This is a genomic window from Ponticaulis koreensis DSM 19734 (genome assembly GCF_000420665.1).
Taxonomy (GTDB): Bacteria; Pseudomonadota; Alphaproteobacteria; order Caulobacterales; family Hyphomonadaceae; genus Ponticaulis; species Ponticaulis koreensis.
In genome coordinates this window covers 1,175,185-1,188,284 of sequence record NZ_ATVJ01000001.1, presented here as the reverse complement: position 1 = coordinate 1,188,284, position 13,100 = coordinate 1,175,185, and the positions used below count along the sequence as shown (strand labels likewise).

13 protein-coding genes and 1 tRNA gene are annotated in these 13,100 nt (G+C 51.7%); 2 read left to right on the top strand and 12 right to left on the bottom strand.

The window, feature by feature from the left end; genetic code table 11:
- The first annotated feature begins 45 nt into the window (after positions 1 to 45).
- A complete protein-coding gene (gene rcdA / locus G523_RS18265) occupies positions 46 to 600 on the top strand; it encodes a protease adaptor protein RcdA (RefSeq protein WP_022694170.1) in 555 nt (184 codons plus the stop codon).
- Positions 601 to 610: 10 nt separating this feature from the next.
- Here the strand turns inward: rcdA and G523_RS0106205 are convergent, their stop codons facing one another.
- From G523_RS0106205 to rpmE, 3 genes are all read right to left on the bottom strand, one after another.
- Complete coding sequence (locus G523_RS0106205; protein WP_022694169.1) at positions 611 to 1,024, bottom strand: response regulator; 414 nt, start codon at positions 1,022 to 1,024, stop codon at positions 611 to 613.
- Positions 1,025 to 1,039: 15 nt separating this feature from the next.
- On the bottom strand, positions 1,040 to 2,161 hold the full coding sequence (locus G523_RS18260) for a sensor histidine kinase (protein WP_022694168.1): 1,122 nt from the start codon (positions 2,159 to 2,161) through the stop codon (positions 1,040 to 1,042).
- 154 nt (positions 2,162 to 2,315) lie between these two features.
- Positions 2,316 to 2,537 (bottom strand): 50S ribosomal protein L31, encoded by a 222-nt coding sequence (gene rpmE / locus G523_RS0106195; RefSeq protein ID WP_022694167.1) that lies wholly within the window; start codon positions 2,535 to 2,537, stop codon positions 2,316 to 2,318.
- A gap of 161 nt (positions 2,538 to 2,698) precedes the next feature.
- Between rpmE and G523_RS0106190 the strand changes: the two genes are divergently transcribed.
- Positions 2,699 to 2,775 (top strand) — tRNA-Arg (locus tag G523_RS0106190).
- A 29-nt stretch (positions 2,776 to 2,804) separates the two neighbouring features.
- Here the strand turns inward: G523_RS0106190 and G523_RS0106185 are convergent.
- The 9 genes from G523_RS0106185 to G523_RS0106145 form a co-directional block, all read right to left on the bottom strand.
- Complete coding sequence (locus G523_RS0106185) at positions 2,805 to 3,986, bottom strand: acyl-CoA dehydrogenase family protein (protein WP_022694166.1); 1,182 nt, start codon at positions 3,984 to 3,986, stop codon at positions 2,805 to 2,807.
- A 58-nt stretch (positions 3,987 to 4,044) separates the two neighbouring features.
- Positions 4,045 to 4,275 (bottom strand): Arm DNA-binding domain-containing protein, encoded by a 231-nt coding sequence (locus G523_RS0106180; RefSeq protein ID WP_022694165.1) that lies wholly within the window; start codon positions 4,273 to 4,275, stop codon positions 4,045 to 4,047.
- A 337-nt stretch (positions 4,276 to 4,612) separates the two neighbouring features.
- A complete protein-coding gene (locus tag G523_RS0106175) occupies positions 4,613 to 4,819 on the bottom strand; it encodes a hypothetical protein (protein ID WP_022694164.1) in 207 nt (68 codons plus the stop codon).
- 29 nt (positions 4,820 to 4,848) lie between these two features.
- Positions 4,849 to 7,653, bottom strand: coding sequence for a type I restriction endonuclease subunit R (locus G523_RS0106170; RefSeq protein WP_022694163.1), 2,805 nt, complete (start codon positions 7,651 to 7,653; stop codon positions 4,849 to 4,851).
- Positions 7,650 to 8,732: a virulence RhuM family protein gene (locus tag G523_RS18255; RefSeq protein WP_022694162.1), complete on the bottom strand. Its 1,083-nt coding sequence runs from the start codon at positions 8,730 to 8,732 to the stop codon at positions 7,650 to 7,652. Before G523_RS18255 ends, G523_RS0106170 begins: the two co-directional genes overlap by 4 nt.
- A gap of 6 nt (positions 8,733 to 8,738) precedes the next feature.
- Positions 8,739 to 9,965: a restriction endonuclease subunit S gene (locus G523_RS0106160; protein ID WP_022694161.1), complete on the bottom strand. Its 1,227-nt coding sequence runs from the start codon at positions 9,963 to 9,965 to the stop codon at positions 8,739 to 8,741.
- Positions 9,965 to 11,539 carry a type I restriction-modification system subunit M gene (locus G523_RS0106155; protein WP_022694160.1) on the bottom strand — a complete coding sequence of 525 codons (1,575 nt, stop codon included), beginning with the start codon at positions 11,537 to 11,539 and terminating at the stop codon, positions 9,965 to 9,967. The genes G523_RS0106160 and G523_RS0106155 overlap by 1 nt, the downstream gene beginning before the upstream one ends.
- A 72-nt stretch (positions 11,540 to 11,611) precedes the next feature.
- A complete protein-coding gene (locus G523_RS20635; RefSeq protein WP_081648721.1) occupies positions 11,612 to 12,187 on the bottom strand; it encodes a hypothetical protein in 576 nt (191 codons plus the stop codon).
- Positions 12,188 to 12,883: 696 nt separating this feature from the next.
- A complete protein-coding gene (locus G523_RS0106145; RefSeq protein WP_027441504.1) occupies positions 12,884 to 13,090 on the bottom strand; it encodes a helix-turn-helix transcriptional regulator in 207 nt (68 codons plus the stop codon).
- Between the last annotated feature and the right edge of the window lie 10 nt (positions 13,091 to 13,100).

Here is a 13,100-nt window from a genome sequence, read left to right as displayed (position 1 = left end):
TAATGGCGCGACGCGTAAAGACGAGCGATTCGACGGGACGAGACCATGACGAAAGATTCCTCTACGAAACCACAGCCTGTAACGCCCGGTGTTCGCGAGCGCATGCTGAAATTTGCCTCGTCTGAGATGTTCCGGAAACTCTTTGCGGACGGCATGGGTCTCGTTGAAGAAACCGCCAGCTATCTGGATGGCGAAGGCCGTGATGCCTCCCGCCAGCTGTCTCGTGAAGCCTCTCTTTCTTACGCAACCGTTTCCATGGAAATGACGACGCGCCTGATGCAGGCTGCCAGCTGGCTGGTGGTTCAGCGCGCTGTGCAGGAAGGTGACATGACCGTGGAGGAAGCGTCCGAAGCCCGTTTCCGCCTGGAAGACTCGTCCATAAATGCCTTCACAGCCCGTCAGAACCCTGAACTGCCAGCCGAGCTTCTTGAGCTGGTCGACCGTGCCAAAGATCTGTTCGACCGTCTGCACCGTCTGGACGAAATGATTTTTGATGAACCTGAAGAGCCAGCCATCAATGCGGTAACGAGCCAGCTTCAGGCTCTGCAGGACGCGGCAAACTCTGGTGTGTTCGACCCGTTGTCGGTCTGGCGCAAATAACCGCGCTTTATCAGTCGCCGGATAACAGCGTAACCGTTTCAAACCAGAAATTTTTCAGAGTCTGCACTGCTTTCATGAATTCTCCGAGGCGAGCCGGCTTCACGATGTAACCACTCGCATAGTTTTCGTAGGACTCGCGGATGTCATCACGTGCATCTGATGTTGTAAGCATAACAACGGGGATATGACGAAAACGGGTCGTCGCTTTAATTTCCTTCAGAACATCCTTCCCGTTCTTGCGGGGCATATTGATGTCCATAAGTATAAGAACAGGTTCCATAGCCTCTGGTTCTGCCAGCATCTCGAGCGCCACCACCCCGTCCTCAGCAACGACAATTTCTGCTTCGATATTCGCTTGCGCGAATACACGTAGTGTCAGAAGCACGTCTGCTGGATTATCTTCGACAAGTAGTATCTTTTTCATCTGAAAAACAATCTATTATATCCCCTCACCCGAAATCATACCTGTCGTTGCAGGGAATGTAAAACAGAAGACGCAGCCTTCTTCAGGGGCCGGCTTGATCCAAATCTCACCTTCCCAGCTCTCGACAATGCGGCGGCAAATGGCGAGGCCAATTCCCGTACCGGAGTATGCATCACGTGTATGGAGCCGTTTGAACATTTCAAATACAACTGAATAATATTCAGACGCAATCCCGATACCGTTATCCTGGACCTCGAATTGCCAATAAGCTCCGTGCAGCGATGCCGAGACAGTTATTTTCGGCCTCCGCTCGGATGGGTAGTATTTCAATGCGTTAGAAAACAGGTTCTGCAAGAGACGGTAGAACCGGATACGGTCGCCTTTTAGCCGTGGCAGATCAGCCATACTGATCTCGCCTTGAGTCCGTTCCAGACGATCACGAAACTCGCTTTTTAATTGCCGGATCACATCCCCGGCGTCAAACACCTCCGTGTTCGTCTGCTCCGTTTCGAGCCGGGAATATTCCAGCACATCATCAACCACCGCCCGCATCCGGTCTGCTGCGGCCATCAGCATATCGAAATATTCGCGTCCGTTATCATCGAGCGTATTTGCGTAATCCAGTGCAATGAGTTCAGCAAAGGCTTCGATACTGCGCAGAGGCTCCTTAAGGTCATGGGACGCCATGTAGGCAAACCGGCCAAGCTCTTCATTCTGTAAAAGGATTTTCGCTTCAGCCTGTTTACGCTCAGTGATGTCACGCACAATCCCGCTATAAAGGATGCGTCCTTCAACTTCGACCTTCGCGACGGCAAGATCTAACGGAAATGTGGATCCGTCTTTGCGCAGCCCGCGCACTTCGCGGCCCTTACCAATAATGCTCGCCTCACCGCCGTCATGATAGCGCTCAAGATATCCATCATGCTCTTCACGATAGGGCTGCGGCATGAGACAGGAAACATTCTGCCCCATAACTTCGGACGCCTGATAGCCAAAAATCGCCTCGCACGCTTTGTTGAAGGACAGAATTCGACCGTGCACGTCGATCGTAATTAGCCCGTCCACGGTCGTGTCGAGAATAGCCTGAAGCACGGATGCGGCTTCATCGGGTGCTCTATCTATCGGATTATCGACCATAGCGGCTCAAAATCACAATCTCGGAGTCCAACAAAAGTTCAAATATTTGCAATTGTGCGCAGCGTTCCGCGGACCACGCAAGGCTTGTAGCGCAAATAAAAAACCCGCCGGAATATCCAGCGGGTTCTTAAAATCTCGTCGGTAGACGGGTCGCTTATTTGACGAAGCCTTTGAACTTGTCTTTGAAGCGAGACACACGACCACCACGGTCCATGAGGTTGGACGTGTTGCCTGTCCATGCCGGGTGGGTTTTCGGGTCGATATCAAGCTGGAGCTTGTCACCCTCTTTGCCGTAAGTAGAGCGCGTCTGATATTCAGTACCGTCCGTCATCACGACAGTGATCGTGTGGTAATCTGGGTGGCCTTCGCTTTTCATCGGTCGAATTCCGTCGTCTTAGAAACTGGTGTTATGGAAACTCAAGGGGCGGCTTCTACTGGAAAGGTGCCGGTCTGGCAAGGGGTTTGGGGCGAGATTCCTGACTCTTCTCATCCCGCTTGAGAGCCGTGCCGTTTCGGAGTAGTCAAAACCGGTCGACTGGCCCCGTAGCTCAGCAGGATAGAGCAACGGATTCCTAATCCGTAGGTCACAGGTTCGAATCCTGTCGGGGTCACCATAAACAACCCTAAAACTCTGGCGGCGCGGCTAAAGCCGTAGTACCGCCTTCGCGACGATATTGCGCTGAACTTCGTTCGAGCCACCATAGATAGAGGCGGCGCGATCGTTCAGATAACGCGGCATAGCAACCGCAAGCTCATCAGGACCAACAGGCGTTACATTCGGCGTTGGCAGCCAGCTTGCCGGTTCATAGACACCCGCAAAGATACCAGCCATTTCAATGCCGATCTCATCCACTTCCTGCATCAGCTCAGTGCGCTGCGCCTTCAGGATAGATGCAGCAGGTCCCGGCGACGCACCCGCACTCAGCGAGGCAACGATTCGGTGCTCGGTCATCAGCAGAGCTTCAACTTTGATCGACACTTGCTCCAGCTTCTTCGCAAGGATCGGATCATCAATGCCTTTCATGATGCGATAGCGGCGCAGACGATCGAGCGCAGCCTTCACACCCGCCGATGTGCCGCCGCCGCGTTCAAATTCGAGAAGATATTTTGCGACTGTCCAACCATCATTTTCTTCACCCAGACGCCCCGATACCGGTACACGCACATCATCAAAGAAGACTTGGTTGAACTCGTGTTCGCCCGTCATCGTCCGGATCGGATCAACCTTGATGCCCGGCGTCTTCATATCCAGAAGCAGGAAGGTGATGCCCGTCTGCGGCTTACCTTCGGTCCGTGTACGGACAAGGCAGAACATTTTATTGGCGTGATGGGCGTGGGTGGTCCAGATCTTCGTGCCGTTCAGCACGTAATCATCGCCGTCGCGTTCGGCTTTCAGCTGAAGCGAGGCAAGGTCAGAACCTGATCCCGGCTCGGAATATCCCTGACACCAGTAATCCTCGCCATTGAGAAGGCGCGGCAGATAACAGGCTTTCTGTTCCGGCGTGCCGTATCCGATAATACACGGCCCCACCATGGAAAGCCCCATTGGTGAAAGCGATGGCGCGCCAGCCGCCGCAAACTCCGCCGCAAAAATCGCCTTTTGTGTTTCGGTAAAACCGGGTCCGCCATACTCTTTCGGCCAATGCGGCGCGACCCAGCCTCGCTCATTCAGCTTGGCCTGCCATACCAGGGTATATTCGGGCTCGATGAAGACGCTGGTCGCCTTGCGCCCGGCGGCAGCAAGTTCCGGCGTCAGATTTTCCTCAAGAAAAGCGCGGACTTCGTCTCTGAACGCCTTATCGGCAGCCGTGAAATCAAGATTCATAATGTTCCCAGTTCGATTTTTTTTGCAGCTAAAAGCGGTGGCTGGCTATAATCAAGAACTAAAGGAACCGCTCCTGCGACTGCGCGTGAGACCATCTGGCGTCAAAACCGCGCAAAGAACCGTAAAACGGTTGATCGATAAAAGTTGATCTCTTGAAGATGGTATACGCCATCCGCCAAAGCTTTGAACCGTTGGGCATCACATGAATATAAGGCCCCTCACCGTCGAAAAGCTTATAGGCTTTGTCTTGTGCCTTGAGATTCCTGACTTTTATGTCGGAAAGCTTCATGTATCCGGGCCCTTTTCAGGTGTGGGTATCGACTCCCTGAAAAACTGGGACTCGAACGAAATATACCAACAAATGTACCAACAAATTGCCCGGATACAACCGGATCACATCGTACGAGTCCGGATAACGACAAGCCGGAAAACAGGCGTTATCGATTGATTTAGTTCAGTTTTTTGGATGATTTCGGACTACACCGGAGAAAGGGTTGGTGCGGTTAAGAGGACTCGATTTACCGACCTAATACACTGAAAAGTGTAAATTTATCGACTTTAAAAAATTTTGATACCAACAAAAATACCCACACATTAGATTTTAAGACGTTAACTGCAGGATTCCCTCAACTCCAATTTCCAGACTCTATCGCCTCTATAGAGTTCTGGAGTTTCCGTATAGCAGAAACGATACCTTCTTGTTCCTCGATCTGGCGAGAATGTTCTAAAATGGCAAGCTGTTGAGCAGCCGTAATTTTTCCGGCCTGCATTGCAAAGCCTACTCGTTCTCTAAGTTCGCTCAGTTTCCTAGAATCGGTCTCATTTGTTGTCATATTTAGCCCCCAAAAGAAATTGATCCTGATCAATCCACCCCGTCGATAAACGTTTCAACAAAGCCTGTAATTTTGTCGATAATACGTGTAGCCACCGTACGGCGCTCGCGCAGTTTAGGCCGCTCGGCCATCAGTTTAATCACATCATCGTTCAATGGCGGCTTCTCTGTAAATAGATAATCGCCGATGACTTTTTCGAGGCCGTCTTTGTCGAGGCCCTCTTCGTCACTCAAAGCCGCAACAGCTTTCTCGCGCTCTTCATTCCAGAACGTTTCAAATGCGTCTCCGACGTCATCCTCCGGGCTCAAACCGGCAAAGTGAACGCTGATAAATTGCTCGATAAGTTCTTTCTTGCTGCGAAGCTGGGCTTCGGTATCCATAACGTCGAGAATGGTCTTGCGGATCTTCGCTTGGTCTTCTGGCTTGGCGTCCTTCATGTTCTGCAACAGCGTGATGATATAGCTCACATTCACGCGGTCGCGGCGGATCAGTTCAATCTCGAAATCGATATCGTCGAGAATTGAAACCTTCTCTTTCGCGTTATCGCTTTTGACCTTCTCATAAAGGTCGAGATATTTACTGCGATAGTCCGCGAAGGTCTGTTCATCCATGTCCAGATCGTCAAAGGAAAACCCGGAAAAGCATTCCATGACGTTCTTGATCCGCATGAGCGCGCGGAAGGCCTGAATAAACTTTGCCTCATCCTCTTCTGTTAGCAGATCGTCGACACTCTCAACCGTTGGCGCAATGGCGTCCAGCATGGCCAGCGCTTCGTTGAAGTTCGCAACATAATCCTCATACGGAGCAAGAACGATTTCTTCCGTTGGCGTCTTGTTGGCGAACAGCTCCAGCGCCTTGTCGGTATCCTTCTTCAGATCCCTGAAACAAACGACATTGCCCTGGCTCTTCTTGCTTCCATAAATCCGGTTGGTCCGGGAATAAGCCTGCAAGAGTCCGTGGAATTTCAAATTCTTGTCGACATAGATTGTGTTGAGCGGCTTTGAATCGAAGCCCGTCAGGAACATGTTCACGACCAGCAGGATATCGATTTCGCGCTCCCGGACGCGCTTTCCGATATCCTTGTAATAGCCATAGAAATTATCTGTGCCGAAATTGGTTTTAAACTCGGCGTTATAGTCGCGAATATACTCGTCGAGCTTTTCCCGGCTGTGCTTGTTTTGCGGCTTGCTATCATCCGGCACGCCGTCCGCGTCGTCATCTTCTTCATTGGCGGAATAGGTGAAGATGGTGCCGATCCTGAGATTGTGTTCGCCAGCTTCCTTCTTCGCACGGAACAGCTCGTAATATTTGCAGAGCGTTTTCACATTCGGCACAGCCATGATCGCCGTGTATTCCTTTGAATGCGTCTTCCTGTCATGATTGGCCAGAATGTAATCGGTGATCTTCTCCAACCGTTCTGGCGCTTCCATAACTTCCGCTGAATTGATCGCTTCGACTTCAATCTCTTCAATCTGGTCTTTCGCCTTGAAGGTTCGGATATACTCGATAATGAATTTCAGAACATTCTCGTCGCGGATCGCGTCGGTGATGACGTATTTGTGCAGGCACTCACCAAACAGGTCTTTGGTCGTGCGTTTGCCCAGTGCATTCTTGGCCGCGTTCTCGGCAAAGATTGGCGTGCCAGTAAACCCGAACATCTGCACATTGCCGAAATACTCGGTGATCCGCTTATGCGTGTCGCCGAACTGGCTTCGGTGACATTCGTCGAAAATGAACACCATGCGCTTGTCTTTCAGCGCATCCATTTTCGAAAGGTGCCGCTCCCGGCTGATGGCCGTATTGAGCTTTTGCAGCGTGGTGACAATCAGCGGCGTGTCATCCGCGAATTGTTTCACCAGGCTTCCGGTATTGTTCGTGCCGTCGACACTGCCTTCCTGAAAGGAATTAAATTCCTTGATGGTCTGATAGTCGAGGTCTTTCCTGTCGACGACAAACACAACCTTATGCACTTTCGGGCTCTGCGTCAGAATTTGCGCTGTCTTGAAGCTGGTCAGCGTTTTGCCTGATCCCGTCGTGTGCCAGATATAGCCGTTCTTATTGGTGGTGTTCATACGGTCGACAATCGCTTCCACCGCGTAGAACTGATAAGGCCGCAGCGCCATGAGAAACTTGTCGCTCTCATTCAGAACCACGTATTTCGTGATCATCTTTGAAAGTTGGCACTTCTCCAGAAACACCGTTGCAAATTCTGAAAGCGCGCTGATTTTCTTATTGTCGACGTCGGTCCAGAAAAAGGTCTGTTTGAAATCACGCTTTTGCACCGGCGCGTTGGCGAAGTACTTTGTGTTCACGCCGTTCGATATGACGAACAGCTGCACATAGTTGAACAGCCCTTTCCCAGCGCTCATCGAATGCCGGTGATATCGGTTTGTCTGGTTAAACGCCTCTTTCATCTCAAGGCCGCGCCGCTTCAGCTCGATCTGAACCAGCGGCAAGCCATTCACCAGCAAGGTCACGTCATACCGGTTTGTATACGTGCCCGTCATGGTGACCTGATTGGTCACCTGATACTGGTTCTTGCACCAATGCACCTGATTGATCAGCTCGATATAGCCGTTCGAGCCATCATCGCGCTTAAAGCCGATTTTCTCTCGAAGCGTTTTCGCCTTCTGAAAGATATTGCCTTTCGCCAGCGTGTTCAGGATCTGCGTGAACTCGCCATCTGAAAGCGTCAGTTTGTTATGTTTTTCCAGCTGGCTTTTCAGGTTCGCAATCAGTGCCGTCTCATCGGGTATAATCACCCGGTCCCAGCCCAGCGTTTGCAACTGATCAATCAGAGCGTTTTCAAGTTGGGCTTCAGTCTGGGTTGTCATTTTTTCGGCTTCTTCTTCGGGCTTGGCAAAGCCTTCGCTTCGGCTTCCAGCACACCACGAATAGCTCTCTCGCCCTCGGCTTCCAGCAATTTCCGGCGCGTCACTGCGAACACCTCATATTCGGCTTCAGCTTTGTTCTTCGCCTGCTTGTGCGATATGTTCCCGGCGTTTGTCAGCACGTCACGATCATTGAACTTCAGAAACTCGTCGAGCTTGGTTTCCCAGTCTTTCAGGAACACCTGTTTGCGGCGCTCGGCCTGATCTTCCGCAAAGTCGAGCCACATGACTACAATCCGGTTCAGGCCTGTAATTTCGTCCTGGCTGAGATAATTCTTCGCCGTCGACACATCTGATTTGATAATCTGGCCATCCGGTGAGTTCTTCCAGTTCGTCAGCCCCATATTCGGCGCGCCAGCATCCGCCCGGCTTGCAATGATTTCCGCCGCTGTTTTGCCGGTTGCCGCAAAATGAAGCTTGTTCTGGATGGTCTGGAAAAAGCGTGTCGTATCGTCCGCACTGGAGCTATAATCCGCCGCCAACGCAAAGATTTCCCGAACCCGCAAATACACCCGGCGTTCGCTCGCCCGGATATCGCGAATGCGCTCCAATAGCTCGTCAAAATAGTCAGGAATACCCGAACCATCAACCGGCGGATTTTTCAGCCGCTGGTCATCCATGGTGAAGCCTTTGACAAGGTATTCCTGTAGTCGCGCATTCGCCCAGCGTCGGAAATCTGTGCCGCGTGTGGAGCGCACCCGAAACCCGACTGCAACAATCGCTTCCAGATTATAGTGATCGATATTCCGAGTGACATCCCGTTCCCCCTCGCGACGAACTATCCGGAATTTCCGGATAGTTGCCTCTGGGAACAATTCGCCTTCCTCATAAAGATTCTTCAGATGCTCATTGATCGTGCGAACATCCTTGTCGAAAAGCTCCGCCATGAGCGCCTGACTTAACCAGATCGACTCGTCTTCAAACCGGCACTCGACGCGCGCTTTCCCATCCGCCGAGGTGTAGAGCAAAATCTCACCGGCTGGTGCATCTGGTTCAGAAGGAAGGTTCGGCTCGTCGGTCATATCCCCTCACACAAACATCTGTTGTAACAGGCCTTTTTTGAAGGTCTGGGCGAATTGGATTTCGGTAGCCGCCGATGATATCCGGGCATCAATGGACGAAAGGAAATCAGCAATTTTCCGCTGTTCGTCGAAATGCGGCCAGTCAAATTGTGAATCGGCGATCGTGTTCCAATCAGCACGCGGCATTTTGGAGCCGGTGGAGATCGTCGCCAGCTGCATGAACTGGCTTGTTTGTACCAATTGAAAAAGGAAGCCTTTGTGAACCGCATCGCTCTGAAGCACCCAAATTTCTGAAGAGCAAACGCCATCGAAGTTTGGTTGTGCATACTTGCGCAGATAGGGCCGCAATTTCCCGAATAAAACGTCGCCAGCCTTGAAGTACGTTTTCAGGCTTTTCTGAGTTGAAACGTCCTCATGGCCAATCAACATCCCTGTCGCCTGATCCATATTCTCAAGTTCAATCAAGATGGGGCGTTCTGAATTGGCGATAGGATCAAAGCGGTCTGACGAACGTTTCACTAGTTTCCCAAACTCCAACGGCTCCCAATCGGGAAAGTCATTGCCGTCATCGTCCTTGAAGCGGATTTTTTGGGAAAAGAGTTGTTGCATACATCCCTTTTTATAATCCTCCAGAAGCGCCTTTTTCCGCGTCAGCTGCGCGATTTTCTCGTCCACCGCAGACAAAAACGACGCAATTTTCTTCTGTTCAGAGAGCTTTGGGGTAGCTACCACCAGCGGCTTTAGATCGCTTGTGAGAATGTGTTCAACCGTGTTTCCGGTTTTTATTTTGTGTATTTGCCGCAAACCTGTTTCTGAATAAAAATAATTCACAAAGAATGGTGAATGCGTTTCTTTGTCAGGCGTCATAACCACTACAGCGTGACAGTTTGCCTCTCCAATTCCCTCGGGCACGCATGCGCATTCGCCAACATGTCCTGACTGAACCATTAAAATGTCGAATGGTTTCACTTGGGACTTTGTTTGCTTGTTGTGGAATTCAGCTGAGATCGAGACAGTATCCTCCCGATCAAGCAGGCCGCTCTTGATGTTTCTGCCCTGAAAGTATGCGATGCCATTCGGCTTATAAAAAGGCGTGGCTGTGCCGACGAAGCCGTTTCTGACCTTCGGGAAACTCTCACCTATCGTCTTGTGGTCCCAGTCGCCACTAAACTCCGGAAATCGCAGTTCTGGAACATGCATCGTCTGTTTTGTTGGCACCGTACCGCTTTCCATCAAAACGGGCTCGCAATGCCGAGTTCGCCGCAAAAGCCACGAATGGTTGCGTCAGTCTTCGCCATGTCGGTTTCGAGGGCTTTCAACTCCGCCGTTACCGCCGCGAGGTCAATTTCTGCCTCTTCCACGAATGTATCCACATAGCGCGGGATATTCAGGTTGAAATCATTCTCGGCAATCTCGGCCATGTTGGCCGCGTGGGCGTATTTTTCCACATTCTGGCGCGCGGCATAAGTGGAGATGATTTTCGCCACATGTGCGTCTGTCAGTGCGTTCTGATTGCCTATTTTTTCGAACTCGGCGCTGGCATCAATGAAGAAGATATTTTCGCTATGCACCCGGCATTTTTTCAGCACCAGAATACAGGCGGGAATGCCCGTGCCATAAAACAGGTTTGCAGGCAGGCCGATGACGGCGTCGAGATAGTTCAGATCTCTGATAATATATTGCCGGATTGTGCCTTCCGCCCCGCCACGGAACAGCGCACCATGGGGCATAACAATCGCCGCCGTGCCATTTTCTGCCAGCTGGTGAATCATATGCTGCACAAAGGCAAAATCGGCCTTGGAGCTTGGCGCAAGCGCGCCATACTGGCTGAACCGGTCGTCCGTCTCGTTTAAGGGGTTATCCTTGCCCTTCCATTTGGCCGAGAAAGGCGGATTGGCGACAATCGCCTCAAACCGCTGATCGAGGTGTTGCGGCTCTTCCAGCGTGTCTTCCTGGCGAATGTCAAAGCGCGAGAAATGCACGTCGTGCAGGATCATGTTCATCCGCGCGAGGTTATAGGTCGTGCGGTTCAGTTCCTGGCCATAATATTCGGCAACATCGGCTTCGCGCGAGATACGCAACAGAAGTGAGCCAGAGCCACAAGTCGGGTCATAGGCGGATCTGATCTGTTGCTTGTCGAGCGTGACAAGCTTGGCGAGGATTTTGGACACCTGTTGCGGGGTGTAGAATTCGCCCGCCTTCTTGCCCGCGCCGCTGGCGAATTGCGCGATCAGATACTCATAGGCATCGCCCAGAACATCCGCCGTGCCTTTGCCCAGCTCGAAATCAATCGCGTCGAGGTGGGCGAGCACTTTGGCGATCAGATTGTTGCGCGCGTCTGGCGTACGGCCAAGCTTTGTGCTGGCGAGGTCGATATCCTCAAACAGGGCGTTGAAGTCGTCTTCGCTTTCCGTGCCCATGGTGGAATTTTCGATATTGGTGAGGATCCGCTCCAGATCGTCCAGAATGAAGTTGCTGGCCGCTTCTTCACCGTCTTCGATCTTGATATTGCCCTTTTTGGTGATCGCACTGAACAGCTCTTGCGGGGGAAGGAAATAGCCCAGCTTTTCGAGGCTTTCCTGTTCGATGGCCGCGATATCTTCCAGCTGCGTGACCTGCGCATAATCCGTTACCGCTTCGCCCTGTAGCAACTCGTTCGCGTAGAGATACTGCTTTTCAGACAGGTATTTGTAGAAGATGAAGCCGAGAATGTAGTCGCGGAATTCATCCGCATCCATTTTGCCGCGAAGCTCATTCGCAATCTTCCAAAGCTGGGCTTCGAGCTTTTTCTTTTCTTCTTCTGACATGCTGTTCCCCGTGAATCACTTAGGGATAGCGGAAGCTGGCAGATTCCACCAAGTACAATCGAAACAAAATTTCTATAATCCCCAGCGCCCGACAAGCGCCTGCTCGATTGCGTCGCTCATAGCCCAGTCACGTTGTCTGTAAGCGTAATAGGTTCGCCAGTGCATGCCTTTAGGTTTTGCTCCGAACGGATAAGCAAACCCCACCTCAAAGCCTAAGCGCTTTCTGACAGTCTCAGCTTCAGCCATACCGGGCACGCGGAAACGTTCGTATTGGCTGGCAAAGCAAAGCCGGTGACATTGGCGACACCGAAAGTATCGTCCGCCATAGAGCACGCGGCAACGTCTTCCGCATTTACACACGAGCCAGCGCCGTTGCCCGCCGAAATTCTGGTCGCTGAAACTCAGCCCGAAGGTCTCGTGGATCTGTTGTTGGCTCTCGCCCCTGCCTACGGAATAGGTGAGTTTCAGAAAGTCGGTTCCACAGACATAGGCGACGCTACCGGTTTCATGACCGCCCCGGCTCCACGTCACACGCCCCCAGCGTCCACTTTCAAACCAGTCATTTTTGAAGGTCGCCAGATCCAGCCGGTGGTATTCATCCGTCTTCGAAGCCAGCCGCCCATTACATCCGGATCCGTAACCGCCCACTAGAAACCTCCTTCATACCCCCGCCCGCGATCTCTACGCAAAGCGTTCTGATCAACCGGTTTCATCCACTTTTTCGCATTTCCACAATTCAGACTTCGACCCTGTTTTTCGCAATCATGTGGTAAGTGGATTAGTTCGGCCTCATTCGGTCTAACTCTATACGGGTGTGCGCCCTGAATTCACCGGTTTCAAAAACCTGATAGAATCTGGCATTTGAAAGCCTCCAGCGACCGCCTCAACCCTGCATATCTACCGTCTTCAACAGGAAGATATGCAGTGTTCAGTTCCTTTCTCTCCATACTTTCTTTGGCAATTCAGGATCACCTTTTCGCGTATCAGAGTCCCAGCGCGACAGTGACACTACTTTCTCACGCGATAATCGAGGCCCGCTGTTTCGCCCGACCCTTTCTTCAAACAAATGCCCTTTATCAATTAGTTCTTTGAGTGCGCATGCGGCTGTTTTTTCGCTTACTCCGATTGCGAGGCCCAATCGCCTTGCTCCCGCCAGAAAGCTATTCGCCTGATTGGGGCGATACTTCCCCAGAAGATAACTGATCAACTTGTAAGCTACGGGGCTAAGATCCCGCCATGCGGGATGCTCATGGTCTCGATCATAAAGCCGGGCATGGGGGCTATCGTGTTGGCTTCCTGGATGTGCAGAAACGGACATAGCGGAACAAACTCAAGTTCTGCACCTCATTCATGAACCGGCTCATACAGCGCGCGGATTTCTTCAGCGCGCCAGACAGTCACGCCCGGGCCAAGCTTATGTCCTTTAGGGAAGCGCCCATCTTTAACGCCCTGCCACCATGTGGATTTTGAAACAGGGATGGGCCCCCACGGCGCGATTATCTGCTTAATGCGCACAAAGCCCGTCTTAGGAAATTCGAATTCGTCAAACATGGTTTTACCT